This window comes from Planctomycetia bacterium, assembly GCA_016795155.1.
In the GTDB taxonomy this organism is placed as follows: Bacteria; Planctomycetota; Planctomycetia; order Gemmatales; family HRBIN36; genus JAEUIE01.
The window spans coordinates 1-23563 of record JAEUIE010000020.1 but is presented as its reverse complement, the minus strand read 5'-3'; the positions used below and the strand labels follow the sequence as shown (position 1 = coordinate 23563).

Sequence of the window (23563 nt, the reverse complement as noted above, 5' to 3'; positions counted from 1 at the left end):
AGGTTAGCGACGGCATGGTCCTGCATAGCTGCGCTATGGCCGGACCGCGTGGTGATGGCCAAAGAGCATTCTTGGAACCGGGGGCCCGTCTGCTGACTACCTTTAAAGCAGGTAGCCATTTCGAGGCCATGACTATCTATCACAACTATCTTGGTCGAGAGAAATACACGACCAGCGAACCATGGGACTACGAGCCGTATCCTGATGAGTGGCTGCCTGAGCAGCAATTGAATGGATGAGAAAGGCAGGGCGGTATTGATTCGTATTTCTCCCGCACCCCTGGCACTGTTGGCCTTAAGGCGATTCACGGCTGTCTAGTGGGCATGAATTCACCACTACATGCGAAAACTTTATTCGCACTTCGTTGTGCGAGGCAAGAATACAACGATGTTCAAAGTTGTCACCTGTACGGTCTATCTCATCATAAAGAAACTCATCTTTCGGGGCTCGCATTGCAACATTTAGAACTGAAAGGGATGCGCTGTCCAATACTAAATCTGAGTATGTGATGTGAAGATCATAGTAGCCAGTTTGTTGATCACCACATCGAAGCCGAAGTAACAATTGTGCAGATTCTGAATTGTATTTTACGTCAAGCAACCGGCCATCGTGAATGTCAACTTTAGAGAGTGCAAATACATCTGATGGCAGTTTGAGGGATGCAAGATAAATGCTGTAAGCGTCCGGTATGGCATCGAAGGCCTCGTCACTGAGTTCACCAGTAAGCCATTCTTTCGTGAAGAATCGCATACTAATTCCGTTCAACCTTCCGAGACGATAAACCAACTTCTAACCTTAATGTTGCAGACAGCAAGGTAGCATAAGGTCACTGACAATCCAAGAAGAATGCTGAGTGTCTATGTTTTAGATATGCCGCGCGGTGAACAGGGGTAAGCTATTTTCGCGAAGCGGAGATCACTTGTTCCTCGCGGCCGCTTACCCCTGCCACTGATGCGGCATGACATTCTGTCAAGACTCCAACCTACTCCTTCAACCGCTTGAGTTGAAACACTTCTTCACGCACCTTGTCTCTGCTTCGCATAGCCAAGTAGATAACTGCTTCATCTTTTCCCTTGGGTACAAAGGTCAGTCCTTCGAAATAGACTGCGCCGTCTTTCTTGGCGACCAGTTTGAACTCGACGAATTTGGCTTTCTCTTCCCAGCCTGTCATGTCGGGGTTGAAATGTTTGAGCCGCAGCGAGATGGTGCCTTCGCGCTCGGCAAGGTTCATGAACTCGTAGAAAACCGGCTTGCCTTCTTTATTATTGTGGCGGAAGGTGCCTAGCATGATGCCACCGTTTGGCGGGCCCCAGTGTTCTTCGTTGCTTCCACCCATGCCGTCGCCCACCCAGCGGCCAGCAAACCATGCCATATCCTCAATGGTAGCTGCAGGCGATTTCTGTCCTGCGGCGAGTTTCATGGTATGCTCGGTATTTTTTTCCTGAGCGATGCTTGCAGAAACCAACACTAATTGACATGCCAGGATAGCGAAGATTCGTGCTGCGTTCATGGATAACTCCTTAGAATAGTGGTGTTATACCATGGAAACGAACAGTGTTACTGAATCTGGACATGCACCAACAAGAAATTGTGGAATGAAGGAAGTTTAACATGATCACCGGACCGAGTGCATTCGTCAGAATCACCAGGACACAACTGGCGGTAGCTGGCGTTGCCTTTGCGATCATCGTACTCTCGTTCTGGTATCTTCTCCGTTCGCCACTTCCTGCGTTGAACGACATCTCCCGGATCGAATATGTTTCTTCAACCGGAAAACATGAGATTGCCGACAAGCACTGGCCTGCTATCTGGGAATCACTCCTGCCTGCCAGGCGTGATAGTTCACCTGCAAAGTGGATTGTAATGGGGGATTTAGACATAACCTTGAAGAACGGGAACAGTTACCACATATCACTTTTCAGCGTAGAAGGCGTTGGAGCATTTGCTGCAGGCACCAACTTTGAAAGCAGAACATATTATCGTGGCGGAAACAGCAAGCAGCTTAAGCAATCGCTGGATCAGGCTATAATCACTCCATGAAACAACTCTTGATTATCATCAAGCCCTTCCAGGCTACTGCTGTTCTGGAACTCGTGGCCCAGCACGAAGTGGAAGCCTGCATTGTTGATGAAGTGAAAGGGTACGGCAGGCAGAAAAATAATCTGGAGCAATACCGAGGCAGTGAATACAACCTGGCCTTTTTGCCCAAAGTCGAAATCACCATCTGGGCCAGAGATGAGGTGGCAGAAGTGCTAGCGAAAGCCATCGCCAAGGTGGCTCACACCGGCCTCATGGGCGATGGAAAGATTGTCACCATTGACGCGAGTTGGCCCGAGGCGATTGAGTTTTAGAAAATCCGTGCCAGGGGTCAGCGGATTGCAATCGTAAGAGTCCACGCGTAGTTAGAGTGCCGCTGCCCCCTGGGGTTCAGTGACGGCATCAGGGGTAAGCTACTCTCTTGTCAGCACGAGCACATATGTATCGTGGCCGCTTACCCCTGCCACAACTTTCTGAAACCATCTTGCCGCTGTGATGCCAGAATGTCTTCATACTCCCGAAATGTCTGTGCAACATCAAAAGGTGTCAACGCTTCGCGCGGGGCGGCTGGTTGTTGGGCGGCATTCAGAATTCCTGTAGACATCGCTTTAGCATCGCCAAAGGGTACTTTGACGCCATGCGGATGATGCTTGAAAATTTCGCGAACGGCTGGAATATCCGTAGCTAGCACCGGCATGCCGCTCGCCATTGCTTCAATGAGAGCAATGCCCAGGCCTTCTTCAGGCTTGGCGGAAAAAGCATAAACATCAAAACGAGCTAACTCCGCCAGCACATTGCGAACAGAACCGGTCCAGTCAACAATATCGCTGATTTGCAGCTCCGAAGCTAGCTGCTTGAGTGCAACAGCCTGGGTGCCTCCGCCCACCAATCGCAAACGAAGGTTATGCCCCTGCTGTTTCAGTAGTGCAACCGCCCGCAGCAGCGTGGGATGATCCTTGGAGAGTTCCAGGCTTCCGGTCATACCGATGATCAGAGGCTTGCCTGAATGTGGTGTCCACGGCTGTCGCTGACTTCGCAGTGCATCAAAGCGATCCAGCGCGATGCCATTGTAAACCGTTTGCACCAATGCCGGTGGCAAGCGATACGCCCGGATGCAATCGTGCCTGACCCGTTCAGAACATGCAGCGTAGGCAGCGGTGGTCACTTGCCCGGTCCACATCTGCACGCGCAACTTTTGCAATGCGGAAAAATCCCGCCAGGGGGGCAAGCATGCCAGGTGCACCACATGCGGTATCTTCAGCTTCCGGCAGGCCAGCGACAGGGAAATATGAGCGCCCAGCGGGTAGAGCACCACGCCTGCAGGCTTCCACTGATGTAGCACTTTGAGAAACTGCTGATAAATTGAGATGTAATTCTTCCGCTTCCATATCAGTTGATGCACCGGAATGCCCAGCTGATCATAATCCCGGCGGAGATCATCCTGCGGGTCAAGCAGCGTGACAAACCCCCGCCTGCCGGTCTGCTTCATTTCCTGATCGAGCAAATCGTAAGCGAGCCGCGGACACCCCTCGGCACGCAACGAATACAGAGCATGCAGAATGCCGGGCGGGTGGTTCATGCTGCACCCCGGCTCGCGAAGGCAATGCGAAGAAAGTCAGCCAGCTTGCGATCCGCCCGGAAGTATTTCTGAGCTCGGGCCCGCGCCCGTGTCGACAAATCACGCCGAATGACAGGCGATTGCAACGCTATAATTGCATCAGCCAATGCCTGTGGATTCGCAAAGGGCACATAACGTACCGCATCGCCACCCACTTCCCGGCAAGGACCAATGTCAGTGAGAATGCAGGGTAGCCCGGCAGCCATCGCCTCGGCGGCTGCGTTGCCAAAGCCTTCCTGCTCTGTCGTTGAGAAAACAAAAATATCCCACTGTCGCATAGTGCTATCGACATCGGCAGACCAGCCGATGAAACGCACAGCCTGTTCCAATCCCAGTTCCACGCTGAGTTTTTTCAGTTCCTCTTCCAGTTCGCCTCGGCCCAGCAGTTCACACACCACGTTGACACCCTGCTTTCGTGCCAGGGCCACCGCACGCAGCAGCGTTGCATGATCCTTGATGCGATCGAGCCGGGCCACCATGCCGATGCGAAGCGGCTCACAGGTTTCCCGGATTGACACTGGTGTGTCAGGTATGCGGACACAGTTCAGAGAAAAGGAGAGCGGAAAAGGCTGATAGTAAAAATGATCATTCAGGCTCTGCAGCGTGTACCGCGAATTGGCTACCAGGAACAATTGACGGGAGGGTCTGAAGTAGAGCGAGCGTACCGACTGCTTGAAGTACTCCATCCAGCTCCAGCGTGTCGGGTTGCCTACATGCATGATCTGCATCGGTATCCGCGATCGCAGGGCATGGGAAATCACAGGCAACTTGGCAGTGCTGAACAGGAACGCCGCATCATGCTGCAAAGGCTGAACAGCTTGCCGAATGGCCTGATGCAGTGCCATGTCGCGATTGACAGGAGCATGCAGAATAATGATCTGCTCGCAGATAGGTGTGAAACGGGGATGTGCCGGCCCATCGCCGCCCAGCACTAAGAGAGTGACATGATGCCCCTGGGACTTTGCAGCCTCGGCCAGCAGTTGGGCCTGGCGTTCCACGCCGCCAAACGACAGTTCGTAAAGCAGGAACAGTAATCGACGCGGCGGCATCAACTGGCCACCTCAAGCCGATGATGCTGAACATAAGCCAGCATCGTGGCAACCGTCCAACTGGTCCATTTCAACTGACGCTGGTGCAGCCGGGCCAGCTCCTTTTCCCGCCAGGCAGGTGTCAGAAGTTGCTTGGCAGTAGCACTTTGAATTAGAGCTTCATATTGCTTTTGTAGTGGCCCATTCATCCAACGGTCTTTCGGCAAACCAAAGCCCTGCTTGCGACGGGTCAGCGTTGATTCAGGCAGTATTCCCTGCATCGCATGGCGGAAGATTGCTTTGCCTTTGCCCTCGCGACATTTCGAGGTACTGGGAAGCGCTGCACAGAACTCAACCAGGTGATGATCGAGAAACAGTGGACGAAGTTCCAGCGAACTGGCCATGGTCATCACATCGGCATCGCGGAGCAGCGTGTTCGCCAGGTAGCCTTGCACTTCCTGCCGGAGGTAATCGTTCAGAGCATCGCTGCTGGTAGGCCAGAGCGATGGCCTTGATGTTGCACATGACCCGGAACAGGGCAGGGCTTGTCGCACTTCACCCAGCGAAAGATGTTCACGCAGCAGACGGTTGCGTTCGCCTCGCGGAGTGATAGCAGCCAGCATGGCCATACTGTACCGGTTAGGCCGCAGTTCATGCAGTGAGCGGATGCCCCACTGGGCAGGCTTCCACGCTAATCCCGGGAACCACGCCAATTTCTGCACCAGGAAATGATTGGGATACCCGCCGAGCAGTTCATCCATACCCACGCCGGAGAGCACAACTTTGAGGCCATGTTCTTTCGCAAGTTGGGAAACCACCATCGTGTTGGCGCCATCTTCCGAAGGCTGATCCACCTTCCGCACGAAATCTACAAACACGCCAGGCACATCAGCTTCACGGATCACATGCTCGTGATGCACGGTGCCAATCGACTGGGCAGCAATGCGGGCAGCGTTCAGTTCATCCATGTCCTGATGATCGCTGTCGAGCCCGACTGAAAAACTGTGCACCGGATAGGTGACCAGCTTCGACATGAGCGCCGCCGCCGCGGTTGAATCAACGCCGCCACTCAAGAAGATTCCCACCGGAACATCAGCGATCAAATGATACCGGGTCACTTCCTGCAACATGCTCAGCAGTCGGCTGCTCTGTTCTTCAAATGATAGCGAAGCCAACTCGGCCTGTTTGTTCGCAGCCGATTCTTCGAGCGACCACCACCGCCTGGGTGTGCTCAGCGTTCCCTGTTTCCAGGTGCAGCAGTGGCCTGCGGGCAGGGCAGTCACACCTTCCAGAATGGTGCCAGGCTGAATTACCGAGCCGGTCGCCAGCACATCAAACGCAGCTTGCCAGTTCAGTCTTCTGGCAATGTGACCAGTGGCCAGCAGTGTGGTAAGCTCGGAAGCAAAGTACCATGTACCATTGCTGCCTTGAGCCAGGTACAGTGGCTTGATGCCCAGCCGATCACGAGCGAGGAACACTTCCCACGCCCCGCCCGGTTGCTTTTGGTGAGCGATGGCAAAAGCAAACATGCCCCGTAGCCGGGATAAACTTGCTTCGCCCCATTGCAGGTAGGCATGCAGAATCACTTCCGTATCGGTGGCAGTCCGGAAACGGTGGCCGAGCGATTCAAGTTCTTTGCGAATTTCGGCATGGTTGTAGACTTCACCGTTGTAGGTGATCCACGCAGTGCCATCGTCGTTAGATAACGGTTGTCTGCCTGCTGGCGAAAGGTCGATAATGGCGAGCCGGGCCTGGCCGAAAGTGATGGTCTGATCCGGCGCGATCCACACACCCGAGGCATCCGGCCCACGGTGCTGACACGCCGTCAGCATGCGCTTCATCACCGTTTCGTCGGATTGTCCCAGAATGCCTGCAAGTCCGCACATGGTGTCAGTATATGCATTTCGTTACCGAGCCAAGACCTTCACCAACTCATCACGCAATGCCGGGGCGTCGCCTTGCCTGCCTGCGCTTTTCCACGCCAGATATCGCCGCAGCGTCAGTTCCAGATGTTCCACAACATCGGCATGTTCGCTGGTCACGTTGTTCATATCCCAGCGATCTTCGGGCTTGCGGAACAACTGCACAGTACGGTCACTGTCATCCAGCGGAATCACCGCGTTCCAGTATTGCGTCCGCAGTGCTGCTTCCAGCAATTGTTCACGATCATCAAACAACTCGGTGACGGCATAATCGCGATATCGCCCTGCGGACCCTTGTGTGTACCGTACCAGATGATCGCCCGGCAAATCTGCAGGAGCTTGGCCCAGCAGGCATTGATAGATGGTAGCCAGCACATCTTCAGGGTGCGTAAAGTGATGCACCCGTCGGCCTGCACCGGCGCCTTTCGGAAACCGGATCATCAGCGGTAAATGATGCCGGGCCTCCTCAATGCCTTGATGGGCCTCCACACCCGGCCGATATTCACCCAGAGGCTGGCCTTCCGAACTTTGAATGACGAACAGGCATTGTCCGGTCAGTTCCAGTTCATCGAGCAGCTTGACAAACTGGCCGAGCAGATCATCGAGATAACGCACCACGCCTGCGTAGGTAGCCCGCCAGGCAAACCGACGTTCATCCGGCTCGCCGCTGCCTGGCTCATAGTCCAAAACCGGGTCAACACTTTCCTCACCCGCAGTTGCTTCTTTCGCAGGTGCAATTTCCTCTTCACGCCAGGGTGGAAGCAAAGCGCCCAGTTCCAGGTTCAAGAGCCAGCGGTCGTAATGATGGCCATACTGCTGCAGCCAGTCGATGCCATGCTGCAATACGCCATCGCTGAGCGTAGGCTGTTCCATTGCAGCCAGGTCGCGCTCGGTTACCAGCGTCACGTGCTTCCAGCTTGCTGAGTAGCTCAGCGACTGCATCACCCGCTGATCTGCAAAGTAAGCCGAGCTGCCATCGTTATTGGTCAGCTCTGCAGTCAATTCATCAAGCGTGACAAAACGCTGATCCTCTTCCGATTCCGCATCGGTGCTGGTAAACAGTCGGCTGGCAAAATGCTGATCGAAAACGATTCCCTGCGAAGCAAACGCATCGAAATGAGGGGTGGCAGTCAACGTCCCGCCATATGCACCAAATGCATCAAGACGGGCACCATGCAGGGTAAGCAGAATGACTTTCATGGAGTAAAACCAAATGGTGCATCAGCCGAATGCTCATAGTTATAACGAGATTAGGATGGATTTCCCTCAAGAACTTCCAAGTTGCATGGTTTTTTGAATCAACTGGAAGAGATAGTGCGTAAATTGAATGGTGACATGAGTTATCCCCCTTGTGAAGGGGAGAAGTTTCTGGCGAGGAAATGCAGTCATGCCTTCCATGGCGGATATCGACCATGATCGTATTCAACGGGCCGTGCGGGAAATCCTCCTTGCTGTCGGTGAGAACCCCGACCGTGAGGGGTTGAAAGAAACGCCATCTCGCGTTGCCCGCATGTATGCTGAAGTTTTTTCAGGCATCAAGGAAGACCCGGCCCATCACCTGCAGAAAACCTTCACGCAGAAATACGATGAAATGGTGCTGGTGAAGGACATCACCTTCGAAAGCATGTGCGAACACCACCTGCTGCCTTTCATCGGCAGGGCCCATGTAGCATACCTGCCTGATGGCAAGATTGTCGGCTTGTCAAAACTGGCTCGCGTGATCGAAGTGGTTTCCCGCCGACCCCAGGTGCAGGAACGCATCACCGAAACCGTGGCGGATCTCATTGAAAAAGAGCTACATCCCAAAGGTGTTGCTGTGGTGCTCGAAGCGGAACATTTCTGCATGTGCATGCGCGGCGTGCGCAAACCAGGCAGCAAAACCATCACCAGCGCCATGCGCGGCGGCTTCAAAGCCAACCACTCCACCCGCATGGAACTCATGTCACTCATCTACGGCAAACAGCCATAATATTTAGCCCCCGGCTCTTCAAGCCGGGGGCGGGTTCGCGCGGTGGATGTTTCGCATATCGCAGTGATTACTTCTCAATCCTGGCATGATACCCAGCATCATTCAGTGCCTTGATGACCTTGCTAGCATCAATGTCACCCATCACTTCAAAGCTCGTCTTGCGAAGAGTCACCGTCTCCTTCTTGACGCCCTCAACCTTCTTCAGCACCGATTTGATATCCTTGGTGCAGGTCGCACAGCAATTGTGAATGCCCACCACTTTGACCTTCTCAACCTTTCCCGCCTTGGCTCCACTGTCGTCTTTGATGGCCAGATCCTTGTCACCCGTGTCGCCATGAAATCCACCAGCCGCCAGGGCATCAAGCGCTTTCTGAGCCGTCTCGCGGTCAGGAGCAGTGATGCTGATCTTCCCCTCTTCCTGTTCGACCTCAGCTTTCACTCCTTCCACTTTCTTGAGAATCTGCTTAGCTGCTCCCACGCAGGCAAAGCAGCACAAGTGGACGTTCTTCAATTCAACTTTAGTATCCGCCTGTGCAACGGAACCCAGTGCAAGAACCAGGCACAAACTGGCGGCCATCAGATATCGCAGGTGTTTCATGTTCACTCCTTTAAAAGGTGTTGTTCATTTTATGGAAATTCAATTTAGCCCTCGGCTCTTCAAGCCGGGGGCGGGTTCGCGCGGAAGTGAGTGTGCTTACTCTGTGATGAACCAACGTGACAGTGCAATGATACCGCGCGCACCCGCCCCGCACTTAACGAGTGCGGGGCTAACTGTGATGCTGGAGAAACCCTCATCCGCAACCATTTTCAAAGTGATAAAGAGATTACAACTTGACGGCTGTGTGTTACACAGCGAATATGGCTCAAGTAAATGCAGCGAATGGTGTAGGAATCGTTTCACGATGAACAACTTCTCGACGCGATTCTGTTAGCTCACGTTGTAAATGAAACGGATCAAAGACATGGTAGATACCACCAAAATGTTCGCTCAATCTGCAAAGATGATTGTCGATATCGCTGCTCATCCACTACCACTTGTTTCGGGCATGGACCTTTGGTTCGATTACTGTGACAAAGTCGCACCTGACCAGAAATCGCTATGGAAACGGCTACGAAAACTTGATTTCGAAAAGGATTCAGCGAATCTGACAAAGTGGCTTGAGCGTCTATTGAGAAAGGAGCCGCCGCAAGACAAAGTCAACGGTCTGTGGTTCGGACTATTCAACCCTGAACTTGATGATGGTGAAGTAAGTTGCCAAATGTATGTTGGTGGTTCAACAGGGTTTAATCCAAATTCAACTTCAAACGAATGGGTATGCCAGCTTACGTGGATGCCAAAAGGTCGATACTCGTCATCACAAGTGTTGACGGAGTTGTACCGGCCTGTGGAGACAATTAGCAAGAATCAAGTCAGTTATCTTGGCGAGGCTTTCTTGTGTCACGGCTACATAGCACTTGTGGTATCCCATTGGTGCCATGGCCCGATGCGGGTGAATTTGTTGGGCAACGCAGCAATCCGTGCAGTTGTTATGGGCCATGATAGCGGAGACTTCTATCGCATCTCAGTTCTCACTGCAGAGAAGGTTGGTAAACAGCATTAGTTGAATAAAAACACTCCTTCAGAGTGCCAGGATAATCTATGTTGCATATTACCAGGGGCTTGCTCACTTCATTCGCTGCACCCCTGGCTAATATCCGACGCCTCTTCGAAGCTAATCACCCCGCCTCACTTTTCATTCTCCACATGATCTTCATCATTCTTCCATAATTGTCGTGACATTCGTTCTATCACTGTTAGAATCCCCACTAAGTTCAGGTTCTGAATCTGGTCGCTGGGAGTTGGCCATGTCGATCGTCATGGAACGTGAAGTCACCATTTCGCCCGATGGACGGATTGAAATTACCGCGCCGGAAGCCTTGGCTGGCGCCAAAGCTCACGTGGTGGTGATGCTGGGCGACCCATCACCCGATCGGCCTCAACTGGCTGAAATGCTCGACGGCTACACCGTCACCCCCTACACCCCAGACTACGCCCTGAGTGTGTCTCAATAATGTCGCAGTTGTCTGATGCCTTGCAGCAGCGTCAGGCACAAGGCAAGCCAGCGCTTATTCCCTTTGTCACAGCCGGTGATCCTTCGCTCGAAGGCACCGGCCGCGTGATTGATGTCCTCATCAATGCCGGTGCCGATGTCATCGAAATCGGTTTTCCCTACAGCGATCCGCTCGCTGATGGTCCGGTGATCCAGGCGAGTTACACCCGCGCTTTGGCTACGCACATCAAACTTGATGACATCTTTGCTCATATTAGTAAGTGGACATCGAAGCATCCTAAAACACCGATGCTCGGCATGGTCAGTTTCAGCCTGGTGTTCCGCAAAGGTGTTTCAGCATTTTTCGATGCAGCCCGGCAAGCAGGCCTCACCGGCTTGATCATTCCTGATCTGCCTTTCGAGGAAGCCAGCAAACTCTCCAGCGAAGCAACAGCCAGGCAGTTGGCCCTGGTGCAACTGGTAACGCCCGCCACGCCTCGCGACCGTGCCCAGGCTATCTGCCAATCGTCCACCGGGTTTGTCTATGTGGTTAGCGTGACAGGCATTACCGGAACTCGCACTGCTTTGCCTGCAGAACTCATAAACCAGTTGGCAGAACTTCGCCAGATGACGAAGTTGCCTTTGTGCGTCGGGTTCGGCATCAGCCAATCGGAACATGTACACTTATTAGCTGGGCACGCAGACGGTATCATTGTGGGTAGTGCCCTGGTTCGCTGCCTGGAAGGGGATAAACCCTTCGATGAGAAGCTGGCAGAAATCGGTGCGTTGGCACGTGAGTTGAAACTCAAGTAACGAACTGCTCACGCATAAAATCATTCGGGGCGGGTGCCACGGTTTGCGTGTACTCACGCTAACCGTGGCAATTCGCCGCATAGTTACCTTGGCAGGATGATTTCGCTGTCATGCCTCTTATCGAACACACAGCCAATGGCCTCTTTTGCCAGGCGGGCGATTTTTACATCGACCCGTGGCGAAGTGTCGATCGTGCCGTCGTCACCCATGCCCACAGCGATCATGCCCGGCGCGGCGCTCATTCCTACCTGGTCCCCATCGATGGTGTTGGCCTATTGAAGCATCGCCTGGGTGATGACATCAAGGTCACCGGTATTCCATATCGCACCGGCATCGAAATCAACGGCGTGAAAGTCAGCCTGCACCCGGCTGGCCATGTGCTCGGCTCCTGCATGGTGCGGGTGGAGCATCGTGATGAAGTCTGGGTTGTCAGTGGCGACTACAAAGCTCAGCACGATAAAACCTGTCAGCCTATGGAGCCGGTGCTTTGTCATGTGTTCATCACGGAATCGACGTTCGGTTTGCCCATTTATCGCTGGAAGCCAAGCCACCTCATCTTTGAAGACATCCATCGCTGGTGGCAAAGCAACCGGGAGGAGAATCGGTGCAGCATCATCTTTGGGTACTCGCTCGGTAAATCGCAACGCATTTTGGCTGAGCTGCAACCCCTGGGACCTATCGGCTTGCATGGCGCTATCGCGTCGCTCATTCCGGCGTATGAAGCAGCGGGCGTGAAATTCCCCGCATGGGAAAAGGTCGATACCAGCAACAAGGAGCAGGTCTCGCGGTTCAAGAAGGGTGGCATGATCCTGGCTCCGCCTTCCGCTAACGGCACACCGTGGGTTGGCAAGTGGGGCGATGTTGCCACCGCCAGCGCTTCCGGCTGGATGACCATCCGTGGCCCGAAACGGCGTGCGAATGTCGATGCTGGTTTTGTTCTATCCGACCATGTCGATTGGACAGGCATCATGGAAACCGTGCAGGCCACCGGCGCCCAGCGCATCGGCATCACGCATGGCTACGTCAACACACTGGTCAAATACTTTCACGAAAAAGGAGTCGATGCATTCGCCCTGGAGACACGTTTCCAAGGGGATGCCGCGGAAGAGTAACACATGCTGCGATTCACCCAACTCTATGATGACCTCGATTCCACCACCAGCACCAACGCCAAGGTCGCTGCCCTGGTGAAGTATTTCCGCGAAACTCCTCCCGAAGACGCACTCTGGGCGCTCTATTTCTTCACCGGCCGCCGCTTGCCTCGTGTAGTCAACAGCCCGACACTTCGCCAATGGGCTTGCGAAGCGGCACAATTGCCCCTCTGGCTGCTCGATGAATGCCACCAAGCCGTGGGTGATCAAAGTGAAACCATCGCACTCCTCTTACCCGAACCGCAGGTGGTAACTCCGCCCCGGCTGTCGCAGTTCATCGAAGAGCGTTTGCTCCCCATGAAAAAATGGCACGATGAACGGCGTCGCCAGGTGGTGGAGCAATCGTGGAAGGAACTCGATGCCCGGCAACGGTTCCTCTTCCACAAAATGATGGGTGGCAGCATGCGGGTCGGCGTCGCCCGCACTCTCGTCATCAAGGCACTCGCTCAGGTCGCTGGCATTGCACCCGCTGAGATGACCTACCGCATGATGGGCGAGTGGGAACCCACGGTTGCCGCGTTCCAGAAATTGATGCAGCCTGTTTCTGATGCACATTCGGAAGAGGTGAAGTCGGGCAAGCCTTACCCCTTCTTTCTCGCATCACCCCTGACTGATTCGTTGCCCGAATTGGGCGACGTGCACGATTGGCAAATCGAGTGGAAATGGGATGGCATCCGCGCTCAACTCATCCGCAGGCAGGATGAACTGCTGATCTGGTCGCGAGGCGAAGAACTCATCACCGAAGGCTACCCTGAAGTCGTGCGAGCTGCAGACATGGCAGTTCCTGAAGGCACCGTCCTCGATGGTGAACTGCTCGCCTGGATGGATGACAAGCCGCTCCCTTTCGCACAACTGCAGCGCAGACTCGGCAGAAAAAAAGTCTCTACCCGGCTCATGAATGAGATTCCCATCGTCTTTTTGACGTACGATCTGCTCGAATGGCAGGGGCACGATATCCGCCAGCAACCTTTATCGGAGCGCAGAGCTCTGTTGGAACAATGGCATCAACAGCAGGATCGCGACAAATTGAGGCTGTCGCCGAAGCTCGATGTGCAAAGCTGGGAGGAAGCAACTACCTGGCAACAGCGTTCCCGTGAGTTTCATACCGAAGGGCTGATGCTTAAACGCAAAACTTCCGCGTACGGTGTTGGCAGGCCGCGGGGCGACTGGTGGAAATGGAAAGTGGAGCCACTCCACATTGATGCAGTGCTGGTCTACGCCCAAGGCGGCTCCGGCAAGCGGGCCAGCCTGTTTACCGATTACACCTTTGCTGTCTGGCATCAGGGCGAACTGGTGCCCGTTGCCAAGGCGTATTCGGGCTTGAGCAACGAAGAGATCAAGCAGGTGGATCACTTTATCAGAGAGAACACCCTGGAACGTTTCGGCCCGGTGCGTGTCGTGAAGCCGGAACTGGTCTTTGAACTCGCCTTTGAAGGCGTGCAGGCATCCTCCCGACACAAATCTGGAGTAGCAGTCCGCTTCCCCCGCATGGCCCGCTGGAGACAGGACAAAAAGCCCAACCAGGCCGACACGGTGGATGCACTGAAACAACTGGCTAACACCCAAAAATCCATTTAGCCCCCGGCTCTTCAAGCCGGGGGCGGGTTCGCGCGGCGGTGAGTGTTGTGTTTGAGGGGATAACCTCGTGAAAGTACCTTGCCGTCGCGCGCACCCGCCCCCCCACTTAAAGAGTGGGGGGCTAAATATGATGCATCGGGCATCTGATCCTCACTGAATCACATTGCACTTCTCCAGATCAATGGCAAAAATGGTGGAAATGGCATGTTGGTGCTGGACAACCTCATTCTCGGCAACTATGCACTATATAAAAAACTGGCCTGAAGGATTGTTCATTCTGTTGGTCATGTTTGGCCCGCTGGCCGTAGCATTTCTATGTCGCGGACTATTCAACTTCGTTGTGACGTTAGTCGGGGGCGTGATTGTCGGATTCGGGATATGGGTTGGCATTATCTTCTTTATCAGTCGCTATTTTGATCATCAGAATAAGAAAGATGCCACCACAACAAACTCAATCGCTGTTTCTGAATCTTCCAGTTCTGCTGTGCCGACAAATTCTGACGCGTAATCAAAGCGTTTCACGTGTCATCGGTATGCCATTTAGCCCCCGGCTCTTCAAGCCGGGGGCGGGTGCGCGCGGCAATAAAACGCCAAACGGCTCATTCCCCCTTCTCAAACATGACAGGATTCAATTTCCATTCATTCGATTCTGACTTAACTCGCCTGTCAAACTTGTTCTTTTCATTCATGCACTTACTGAGATATATTTTCTTGCCATCATCGAGCGAAGCGGCAATACGCAGATAGTTGACATTCCCCGTATCAGTCAACATGAGCCGTTCGATGCGGAGCCGTGTTCCAATCGGAAGTTCGGCATCAATTTTTTTCATGTACGGCGGGGGCGTATATTTCCGATGTGCCCGGTCAAATGCCTGCGGCTCAAGCAATGTGAGTTCATTCTTCCACTGTTCTTCCGCAATATTGGCCAGTGCCATCTTGATCTTCGTTTTCCACACAGTGCCGACAAGTGGCTGAAAGTTGTACTGGGGATCAGCAGTCACATCCATGTCGGGTTTCTCAAACAAGCGCGGTGGCAATCTAGTCATGAGAAGAAACAGAATCAGTGGAATGACAAGCGGAATCAACAGCAAAGTGATCGCCAGCCCATAGTTTTTGGATTCCTCACACAGTGAAGCGAAGAACCAACAGATGCCAAAAAGCACTGGATAGAACATCGTCGTAACGTAAAAAGTAATCGGTATGAAGTTCAGCGTTGCCCGTGGGCCTTTCCCGCCAATTCCCGCACTCAAACCCATGATGCCCGCAGGAATCAGTCCCGGCGTCAGGATTAACAAAAATATGCCGATTCCTCGAATCACACGATACAGTTCTGGCATGATTAATCCGCTCATCATTCTGCACGCTGACTACTATAGTCTGCCACAGTCGCTTGCCGCAAATGTTATTTGCCCGTCACATTCTCCGCTTGTCTGCAATCCCACCGCCGGATACGATACCGAACTGCATTGGCCGTAATGTGGAGTTTCAGGATGAATGCAAAACAAAAGTCTTCCCTCGTCATTCCGCTTCTCGTGATGGCTGTTGGCATCGGCTGGTTGTTGTCTGCCTTGAGTTATGTGCCTGATGTCAATTGGCTCTGGACCATCGGCCTGGCTGCAGCAGGCATTCTGACACTGGTCATGGCAGGCATCGACAAGTTTAGTGTGGTGATCGGCCCGTTCTTTCTGCTCGCGAGTGTGCTCTCCGTCTTTCGCCAGACTGGTTGGCTGACACTCAATATCGAAATTCCACTGTTGGTGATTGGCGTCGGTGCCTTGATGGTGCTCGCCCAGTCGCCTCGCATCCCCATGCCCGATCGGCTGACAGCACCAATCCCGGAAAACGAAGAAGAACGGGTAGCATCACCGAAGAAGTACAAACTCTGAGATAGGTCACGATTGTAACTTACGAACGTATCCTGCGGAGGACTTACTCAGGCAATTGTTTTCCCTTGGTTTCCGGTGCGAATGGCAGCACCGCGATGCCGATCAGGAATACGCTGCACATGACTACGCCGGCGTAGCGTAGACCTTCGATGGGCGTGTAGCCTTGGGTTTTGGAAAAGACATCGCTCACCAGGAAGCCAAACATAAAGGGGCCTACTGCTGCGACAAACCGCCCCACGTTGTAACAGAAACTGGTGCCGGTAGAACGGATGCGTGTCGGGAAAAGTTCAGGGAAGTAGATGGCGAGCACTGCGAAGAGCGACAGCAGGCAAAAGCCCATGAGTGGTGTCAGCCAGAAGACCATGCTGATCCTGTCAAAGGTCCAGAAGGTTGCCGCGGTTGAGAGCATAGCAGCCATAAAAGAAAGAAAGAATGCAGTGCGCCTGTTGAGTCGCTGAGCCAGGTAGCCGAAGAAGATCATGCCAAAAGCAGCACCAAGGTTCAGGAAAAACGCATAGATGCCACCCCAGATTTTCACTTTGCCGCCGAGTTCAGCGCCGACCAAACCTTGGGCAACAAAGTCTTCCCGGATCACACTCATGGCTAGTTGCACACCGAAGAATCCGATGCCCCATAATCCAACGACTGCAGCAAAACCAATGATCAATCCAATGAAGGCATGGTAACGCCAACGAGGGTCGCCAAACATTTCCTGATACGAGCCACGCTTCTGACCTTTGGTTTCGGCCCAGCGTTCTGGTTCTTTCAATCGTCGCCGTACCACGAGAGCAATCAATGCGGGAATGGTTCCGAAGAGGAAAGCAATGCGCCAGGCTGTCATCGGTAAGCCGAAGAGAGTTAATCCTTCCAGGCTGCCTTGCATCTCCAGCATGCCGAGGATGATGTAGACCAGGGCTGCGGTACAGTTGCCGATGGCTGAGCAGGCTTGCAACAAGCCCAAGGTGTAGGGTCTGGCCCGATCCGGCATGACTTCCGCCACCAGGGCAACACCTACTGCAAACTCACCGCCTACCCCTAAGCCAGTCAGAAAACGATAGAACGCGTAATCCCAGAAGCCGGTGGCAAAGATGGAGATGCCGGTAAAGACCGAGTAAAGAACGATGGTAATCAACATCGTTTTTACTCTGCCAATGCGATCTCCCATCACGCCAAATACCAGACCGCCGACCGCCCAACCCATGAGGAAGATAGCAGTGGCGTAACCACCCGCCTGGTTCACTTCGGGGTCGCTGGGTTGCTTTCCCATCAGTTCAGCTAAAGCGTTGTTGCGGGTCAGTACAAAGAGTTGCTGATCCATGCAGTCAGCCAGCCAGCCTACCGCTGCAACAACGAAGACGAACCAGTGGTAGCGGGTCATTTCCGACCACCATGGCCTGGTGACTGAAGGCAAAGATGTTGACATGCGAAATCTCAGTCTGAAAAGGCGGGACGCAACAGATTACCGTATCAAGAGTTAAGATACCAGCGTAATCGCGGATGCACAGTTCTACTTATCTCTCGCGTGAACGCTGGATTAGCAGTATGATACACACATACCTCTATTTCAGCAGGTGCCTGCCATGATTCCCGCACTCGCACCACTACTGCAACTGGTTGAAAACAAGATCAGACAGACACAACGTCGACAGGGCTTGCAACTGGCTGTGTCCTGGTTGCCTTTAACTCTTTCGTTGAGTCTGCTGCTGGGGTTGATCCTTGCCATCAGTTTGCCTTTAGTTGGTATCCAGATCGAAGCATGGGGCATGTGGATTATTGCGGGAAGTATTCTAGTGGGGCTGGCGGTCACCTGCCTGTTGGCTTGGTGTAAACGACCTGGCCATACTGCAGCAGCACTGGCACTCGACCAGGCCTGTGGGTTGCAGGAACGCATTGTTACGGTGAGTACGCTGAAGCCGGAACAACATCAGTTGGAAGCAGCCCAGTTGCTGGCAACGCAGTTGCAGGCACATGTCAACGATGTGACGGTGGCTGAGCGATTCCCATTACGCAGCAACAAGCGATCGTGGTATGCACCACTCGGTGCACTGATTGCCTTGGTGCTTGCGGTACTATTCCCTGTAACCGGTCTCTTTTCCCGTGCTGATGCAGAATCAGCCAAGGATAAATTGCTGAACGCCAAAACGATAGAGCAAAAACCCATCGATGTGACAGCGTTCAAGCAGGCTAACGAGGAACGCAAAAAACGGCTGAAAGAGATTGGCTCTGCTGATTTGAATGAACTGCAGAAGGAGATCGATCAACTGCTTCAGAAACTGGAAAAGACTCAGCAAGGCAGTGCAGAAGCCAAGATGTCACTGGAGGATGTCACCAGGCTGACGGAGAAAATTCGACAGCAGGAAGGCATCAAGGAAAAGATTGATGACATCAAGAAGCAACTCAAGCTGGAGCTAAGTGAAAAGCTGGCCAACGATAAAGGCCCTGCGGAAGATTTCAACAAGGCATTGGCCAAGGCGGATTTCGATAAAGCTCGCAAGGAAGCGGCCAAGCTGGCGGAGAAACTCAAGAACGGGCAGATGTCGAAAGAGGAGATGAAAGAACTCGCCAAGCAGATGAACAATCTGAAGGAGAAACTCGACGAGATTGCCCAGCAAAAGGAAAAGCTGGAAGCGCTGGAGAAATCGAATCTCGATCCCGAAACCAAAGCACGAGAGAAGGCCAAAATCGAGCAGGAAATGGAGAAGCTGAAAGACCTGGCTGATCTTGCCCAGAAAATGAAAGAAGCTGCTGAGGAGTTGCAGAAGGGTGACCCGGAAGGTGCACGGGAAGCAATTGAAAAGATGATGCAGGAATTGCAGGAAATGGAGATGAATGAATCGGAAATGGGTGAACTGAAACTGACGGAAGGTGATATGGAAGATCTGAAGAATGCGATTGCCGGTATGAAAGGTAAAGGTGGGAAGAGTGGCGGCAAGAAAGATCAATGGGATCAGAAGGGGGATGGCGAAGAGAAAGGACAAGGCGGCGATGGCGACGGCCAAGGGCAGGGAGGGGACAAGCGGGATGATGAATCGGAAGGTGGACAACGCAATGAAACCATCGATGATACAAAATCCGAAGACACCAATGCCAAGACGCAATCGACCAACAAAGGCAAGCTGACCGTGGTGGGCGATGGCCCGAAGCAGGGCAAGCCAGGCAAAGACCAGGTCAAGGAACGGATGGTACTATCGCCTGCAGAACTCGATCAGGCCAAGCAGCAGGCGAGCGAAGCGCTCAAGCAACAGAAGATTTCGCAGGCGCAAAAGAGCGTGGTGACGGATTTCTACAAGAACCTTGCGCCGGGGAAGTGATGCCTTAATAATTGGCAGAAATGGTTCTGGATAATTCTGGTTGGCTGGCTATGAACATCATTGAGGAGCATCGCAGCCCGGACGGTTTCTTGCGGTTGATTGTCACGCGAGAAAGCGATGGCGATGTCGCAGTGAGCTTTGATGGATACAGGTGGCACACTCACGGTGATATACTTAGGTCGCTCTCAGGCCTGCCAGAGAGCGATGCGATCCGGCAGTTTGTGGAATGCATCATCCGAGGCGTGCAGGTCATTGTGGTTTCTCGCGTAAACGGTGAAGTTCGGGAAGTATGGCCCACGGAAGATCCAAGATACGAGTACAAATATAAGGCAGCAGAGGAGTCCTTGGAGTTTCGACGTTGGAGCGGCGAACGGGTCCCGGTCGAATCCAGCTAACAAGTCGCACGTGTCCATAGTCTGCCGGTAAGTCCGTTTGACTATGCTGCTGTGAAATAACGCCATCTCAGAAAAATTGACTTTTCCATCACCCAAGCACAGGATGGGCCTCAAGGTTGATATGCATGGTTAGCGTGGATACAGACGAACCATGGCAGCCAGATTTACCAATGTTCATTTAGCCCCCGGCTCTTTAAGCCGGGGGCGGGTTCGCGCGGGATTGAGCATTCTGATACGGAGACACATGAGTTGAGAGTTGACAATATAGAGTCATCGCGCGGTCCCGCCCCCCACTTAAAGAGTGGGGGGCTAAATAGGACATCACGGCCGCACGTGCAGCATACTTTTTCGGAATGTCCTGCTGCTGACTATTCTACCGATGATCATCACAATAATAAAACACTCGGCGAAAGAGGGGAATGTAGCCCCAGATGCGGTGCCAGTCGGTTCTTGAAATGACTGCGACGCGATGACAGCGTGCGCATTGTGCGGGCATGCCATCGCGATGATTGATCATCTTGATTTTCATGACACGCAGGTGTTCGCCAATTTCATCCGGGCCGATGCCTCGACCGGCGAGTTCAGCATGAAGCATTTCCAGAGCATCTGCGTCCATATGATCGCGCAGAATCGTTACACGGTCCAGCAGTTCCGGCGTGGAGAGCGAGCGGATGCGAATCAGGAGTCGTTCTGGCTTGATTGGTTTCAGCATGGTTTTAACACCTTCACCTGTTCCACCTCACCCCCACCCCTCTCCCTCCAGGAGAGAGGGTAGAAAAAGTCCCTCACCGCCAATCCCTTTCTCGCCAGGCGAGAGGGGAGAAGTTGATTATCTTCGGATTTTTCCTAAGGGACGATGTTCTTTCAGTAGTTGTCTGGTGTGCATCATTTCTTCGGGCAACGGGGCGACTGCTTCTACCCAATGACCTTTGATGGGATGCTGAAATCGCAGCAGATGGGCATGCAGTGCCTGTCGATGGAGCAGAATGGAATCATCCTCGGGCGATAGCTTGTGATTCAGCTGCGAAAGTTTGAACTGGCTTTGTCCGCTGTATGCCTTGTCTGCAAGGATGGGGCAACCTAAGTGGGCAAGGTGCACGCGAATCTGATGCGTTCGGCCGGTTTTGGGATAGGCCTTCACATAGCAGTAGCCATCGTACCGTTCAATCACTTCATAGAACGTGCAGGCAGGCTTGATGTCTTTCGCTTCATCAACATAGTTGAACACGGCCATCTTGGTTCGGTCGCGTGGATCGTGGCCTATGGCTTTCTCGACATAGTCGCTATCGCGAGCGAGCACACCCTGGCACAGGGCATGATATTCCTTGTAGACTTTGCGTTCTTCAAACTGCATGCCGAGCATCCGGTGCGTCTTTTCTTCCTTGGCAATCAGAATGGCGCCGGTGGTATCGCGATCGAGTCGATGGACGATGCCTGGACGATAATCGCCGTTGATGCCGGAGAGGTGCTGGAAATGGTATCGGAGTGCGTTCACCAGAGTGCCTGACCAGTTTCCCTTGGCTGGGTGCACCACCATGTTGGCAGGCTTGTTGATGACTGCCAGGTATTCATCTTCTAGGATGATATCGAGCGGAATGTTCTCCGGTTGAGGCAACAGGTGTGGAGTGGTGGGCAGGGTTACCTGGATGGCATCGCCGGCCCGGACCTTGTAGCTGGCTTTGACCGGCTTGCCATTAACCAGGGCCAGTTTCTGGTCGATTGCTTCCTGAAACGCAGATCGGCTGTGGCCTGGAAAGGTATCGACGAGGTAATGATCGAGCCGGCCATAGACCTGCTGCCTGACTCCGGGTACGAGGACTTCATGGACGGGGCGCGGCGCGAAGACAAGCTTGGGTTCTTCTGGGGCTTCCAGTTCTTCCAACTCGGCATCGTCAGTCAGGAGCAAATCATCATCGGGCATTTCTTGATTCTATGTACGATTACGCGGTAAATTAGAATTTAAACCGCCAAGAGGCCAAGGAGCGCCAAGAACGCCAGAGTTGGCTTTAATTCGTAGAAGGAGTAGTATCCACGGGTGCAGTGATCACTTCTGGCGTATTAGTTCGTTGCCAACGGGACCAGAAGTAACGTACTGGGCCATAGAGAGCGTAGCCCCAGAAGATGAGTCCCAGGGCGAGTTCGCGGAACATGATGACCATCAGCATCACCATCACCGCTTGCACCACCTTGCTGAAATTCTTCCGGCGAAGCAGCACTCGGTTAGCCATGTGGACATACTGGATGCGGGAGACCATGAGGAGCGCAACCGCCAGGCCGGCCAGTGGCGATGCGATGGACATGATGAGATCAGCAGTAGGAATTGATACCCATTGCAGATCGGTAAAGTTGTAACGAAGCACGACGAGCGAAGCGATACACCCTGCTGCAGCTGGCGAAGGCAAACCCTGGAAGTATCGATGGCTCTTGTCATCGAGCGTGGTGGTTACGTTAAATCGTGCCAGGCGAAGAATGGCACAGCACATGTATAGCAAGCCGATGACGTAGATCAGATCGCGGACGTTTTTCCATTCGACGGCCGCTGCCAGTTGAACCAGAAAAATGGCAGGTGCAGCACCAAAGCTGATGGCATCGCAAAGGCTGTCGAGTTCTGCGCCAAACTGGCTGGCCTGGTTGGCACGCCGGGCCAGGTAGCCATCGAGCACATCAAAGAGCATGGCAAGAAAAATCAACCAGCCTGCGACATAGCGGGCCAAGGCAGGTTCCACATTCACCGATGGGCCGATGTGCGTGATGAACATGATGGCTGTCACGCCACACATGCCATTAGCGAGTGTGCACAGGGTGGGGAGAATTGCCACCTTGCGCATGCGGGTAAACATCGTATTTCTGGGTCGCACGGATTGCCGACGCCAATGAAAGCCTTTCACGGGTGCTCCTTCGCAAGTCATACTTTTGTAACAAAAAACATCAGTTTTTGTAAACTTTCTCTCAAGATACCTTCATTTGAAAGTTTTTCCAAGATTTACAAGAGGGATGCGAATCATAATCGAAATGCCGATATTGCCGTAAAGCGTTTAATTGCAATTAGTTGCGAATTGTTTCCAGTAAATTCGATACTTCTGGCACGGTACATGCATTACATTTCTTCGTTCTCAACCAAACGTTTAACCCTTAGGGAGGAGCGCACCATGCAAGTTACCCCGCGCCAACTGGAAACTAATCGCCTTCGCACCAAGTTGGATATGATCCTGGAGAAATATCAGGATATCGATCTTTCGGAGGGAGCCCCCTTCGTGATCTATCTGACCGAGCGAATGCTGAGCGATATTGAAGATTGCCGACGAGAACACCAACGCGAAATCCGTCAGCGAGCCACCTGGCCCTCGCTGAATTAACGAGCCCCCTCCGCCTCACTCCCGCGACGTCCCCCCGTACGGGAGTGAGGCTTCCCCCTCAATAAAAAGAAGCATTCTCCCCCCGCTGCCCCTGGCCATTCTTTCCCCCAGAATGCCAGGGGCTTCTCATTTGATGAGCCCGAAGAAAATTGTGGCAGGGGTCAACGGATTGCAATCTCTGGTGTTCTCGCTGTAACGTTGTGCCGTTGCCCCCTGCTGTTCCGCGATCTGTTTGCAGGGGCAGCGGCACACGTTTTTCGCGCGAGCATTTATCACTCGCCTCCGCTGACCCCTGCCACGGCCTAAGTAAGCTCGCAAAACTAACTACTTAGAGCATCTAACAAAATGAGCTAGTGCTTCTCGTCCAGTCAGGCTATAAGTTTGGCGAGCAAGGAGCACTGCTATGGCCAAACCGATTTTGGATGATCAACTCTGGGCATTGATTGAACCATTGTTACCGGTTCCCAAG

Annotated in this window: 24 protein-coding genes; 12 read left to right on the top strand and 12 right to left on the bottom strand. The window is 53.3% G+C overall.

What is annotated here, in order from left to right; genetic code table 11:
* Positions 1–35: 35 nt before the first annotated feature.
* On the top strand, positions 36–239 hold the full coding sequence (locus tag JNJ77_08660) for a hypothetical protein (protein MBL8822643.1): 204 nt from the start codon (positions 36–38) through the stop codon (positions 237–239).
* Between the two features lie 55 nt (positions 240–294).
* Here the strand turns inward: JNJ77_08660 and JNJ77_08655 are convergent, their stop codons facing one another.
* Together JNJ77_08655 and JNJ77_08650 are read right to left on the bottom strand one after the other, a co-directional pair.
* Positions 295–750, bottom strand: a complete 456-nt coding sequence (locus JNJ77_08655) for a DUF4085 family protein (protein MBL8822642.1) — start codon at positions 748–750, stop codon at positions 295–297.
* A 232-nt stretch (positions 751–982) separates the two neighbouring features.
* Entirely contained in the window at positions 983–1510 is a 528-nt protein-coding gene (locus JNJ77_08650; protein MBL8822641.1) for a hypothetical protein, read from the bottom strand.
* Positions 1511–1611: 101 nt separating this feature from the next.
* Here JNJ77_08650 and JNJ77_08645 point away from each other — a divergent pair, with 101 nt between their 5' ends.
* Together JNJ77_08645 and JNJ77_08640 are read left to right on the top strand one after the other, a co-directional pair.
* Positions 1612–2040, top strand: coding sequence for a hypothetical protein (locus JNJ77_08645; GenBank protein ID MBL8822640.1), 429 nt, complete (start codon positions 1612–1614; stop codon positions 2038–2040).
* Positions 2037–2351 (top strand): P-II family nitrogen regulator, encoded by a 315-nt coding sequence (locus tag JNJ77_08640; protein ID MBL8822639.1) that lies wholly within the window; start codon positions 2037–2039, stop codon positions 2349–2351. The genes JNJ77_08645 and JNJ77_08640 overlap by 4 nt, the downstream gene beginning before the upstream one ends.
* Positions 2352–2491: 140 nt before the next feature.
* Here the strand turns inward: JNJ77_08640 and JNJ77_08635 are convergent, their stop codons facing one another.
* The 4 genes from JNJ77_08635 to JNJ77_08620 are packed head-to-tail and all read right to left on the bottom strand — an operon-like array spanning position 2492 to position 7805.
* Complete coding sequence (locus tag JNJ77_08635; GenBank protein ID MBL8822638.1) at positions 2492–3616, bottom strand: glycosyltransferase; 1125 nt, start codon at positions 3614–3616, stop codon at positions 2492–2494.
* On the bottom strand, positions 3613–4704 hold the full coding sequence (locus JNJ77_08630; protein MBL8822637.1) for a glycosyltransferase: 1092 nt from the start codon (positions 4702–4704) through the stop codon (positions 3613–3615). Before JNJ77_08630 ends, JNJ77_08635 begins: the two co-directional genes overlap by 4 nt.
* A complete protein-coding gene (gene asnB, locus JNJ77_08625; protein ID MBL8822636.1) occupies positions 4704–6569 on the bottom strand; it encodes an asparagine synthase (glutamine-hydrolyzing) in 1866 nt (621 codons plus the stop codon). The genes JNJ77_08630 and asnB overlap by 1 nt, the downstream gene beginning before the upstream one ends.
* A 21-nt stretch (positions 6570–6590) precedes the next feature.
* The gene (locus tag JNJ77_08620; GenBank protein MBL8822635.1) at positions 6591–7805 is read right to left on the bottom strand and encodes a sulfatase-like hydrolase/transferase; all 1215 of its coding nucleotides are present in this window, start codon (positions 7803–7805) and stop codon (positions 6591–6593) included.
* A 187-nt stretch (positions 7806–7992) separates the two neighbouring features.
* Between JNJ77_08620 and folE the strand changes: the two genes are divergently transcribed.
* Positions 7993–8574: a GTP cyclohydrolase I FolE gene (gene folE, locus JNJ77_08615; protein MBL8822634.1), complete on the top strand. Its 582-nt coding sequence runs from the start codon at positions 7993–7995 to the stop codon at positions 8572–8574.
* Between the two features lie 67 nt (positions 8575–8641).
* Here folE and JNJ77_08610 read toward each other — a convergent pair whose 3' ends face one another.
* Positions 8642–9172, bottom strand: a complete 531-nt coding sequence (locus JNJ77_08610) for a cation transporter (GenBank protein MBL8822633.1) — start codon at positions 9170–9172, stop codon at positions 8642–8644.
* A gap of 364 nt (positions 9173–9536) precedes the next feature.
* Between JNJ77_08610 and JNJ77_08605 the strand changes: the two genes are divergently transcribed.
* The 5 genes from JNJ77_08605 (at position 9537) to JNJ77_08585 (ending at position 14146) form a co-directional block, all read left to right on the top strand.
* Positions 9537–10175 (top strand): hypothetical protein, encoded by a 639-nt coding sequence (locus tag JNJ77_08605; GenBank protein MBL8822632.1) that lies wholly within the window; start codon positions 9537–9539, stop codon positions 10173–10175.
* A 244-nt stretch (positions 10176–10419) separates the two neighbouring features.
* A complete protein-coding gene (locus JNJ77_08600; protein MBL8822631.1) occupies positions 10420–10626 on the top strand; it encodes a hypothetical protein in 207 nt (68 codons plus the stop codon).
* Complete coding sequence (locus tag JNJ77_08595) at positions 10626–11417, top strand: tryptophan synthase subunit alpha (protein MBL8822630.1); 792 nt, start codon at positions 10626–10628, stop codon at positions 11415–11417. The genes JNJ77_08600 and JNJ77_08595 overlap by 1 nt, the downstream gene beginning before the upstream one ends.
* Before the next feature lie 110 nt (positions 11418–11527).
* A complete protein-coding gene (locus tag JNJ77_08590; GenBank protein MBL8822629.1) occupies positions 11528–12529 on the top strand; it encodes a ligase-associated DNA damage response exonuclease in 1002 nt (333 codons plus the stop codon).
* A gap of 3 nt (positions 12530–12532) precedes the next feature.
* Positions 12533–14146, top strand: a complete 1614-nt coding sequence (locus JNJ77_08585; protein ID MBL8822628.1) for an ATP-dependent DNA ligase — start codon at positions 12533–12535, stop codon at positions 14144–14146.
* Between the two features lie 599 nt (positions 14147–14745).
* Here JNJ77_08585 and JNJ77_08580 read toward each other — a convergent pair.
* Positions 14746–15483: a hypothetical protein gene (locus JNJ77_08580; GenBank protein MBL8822627.1), complete on the bottom strand. Its 738-nt coding sequence runs from the start codon at positions 15481–15483 to the stop codon at positions 14746–14748.
* A gap of 153 nt (positions 15484–15636) precedes the next feature.
* Between JNJ77_08580 and JNJ77_08575 the strand changes: the two genes are divergently transcribed.
* Positions 15637–16032, top strand: coding sequence for a hypothetical protein (locus tag JNJ77_08575; protein ID MBL8822626.1), 396 nt, complete (start codon positions 15637–15639; stop codon positions 16030–16032).
* Between the two features lie 43 nt (positions 16033–16075).
* Here the strand turns inward: JNJ77_08575 and JNJ77_08570 are convergent, their stop codons facing one another.
* The gene (locus tag JNJ77_08570; GenBank protein MBL8822625.1) at positions 16076–17410 is read right to left on the bottom strand and encodes an MFS transporter; all 1335 of its coding nucleotides are present in this window, start codon (positions 17408–17410) and stop codon (positions 16076–16078) included.
* Between the two features lie 202 nt (positions 17411–17612).
* Between JNJ77_08570 and JNJ77_08565 the strand changes: the two genes are divergently transcribed.
* The gene (locus tag JNJ77_08565) at positions 17613–19343 is read left to right on the top strand and encodes a hypothetical protein (protein MBL8822624.1); all 1731 of its coding nucleotides are present in this window, start codon (positions 17613–17615) and stop codon (positions 19341–19343) included.
* A gap of 768 nt (positions 19344–20111) precedes the next feature.
* On the opposite strand, the gene JNJ77_08560 is transcribed toward JNJ77_08565, so the two are convergent.
* From JNJ77_08560 to pssA, 3 genes are all read right to left on the bottom strand, one after another.
* Positions 20112–20450, bottom strand: coding sequence for a hypothetical protein (locus JNJ77_08560; GenBank protein MBL8822623.1), 339 nt, complete (start codon positions 20448–20450; stop codon positions 20112–20114).
* Positions 20451–20567: 117 nt separating this feature from the next.
* Positions 20568–21659: an RluA family pseudouridine synthase gene (locus JNJ77_08555; protein ID MBL8822622.1), complete on the bottom strand. Its 1092-nt coding sequence runs from the start codon at positions 21657–21659 to the stop codon at positions 20568–20570.
* Positions 21660–21744: 85 nt separating this feature from the next.
* Entirely contained in the window at positions 21745–22626 is an 882-nt protein-coding gene (pssA, locus tag JNJ77_08550) for a CDP-diacylglycerol--serine O-phosphatidyltransferase (GenBank protein MBL8822621.1), read from the bottom strand.
* A 261-nt stretch (positions 22627–22887) separates the two neighbouring features.
* Here pssA and JNJ77_08545 point away from each other — a divergent pair, with 261 nt between their 5' ends.
* A complete protein-coding gene (locus JNJ77_08545; GenBank protein ID MBL8822620.1) occupies positions 22888–23094 on the top strand; it encodes a hypothetical protein in 207 nt (68 codons plus the stop codon).
* Positions 23095–23563: the final 469 nt, after the last annotated feature.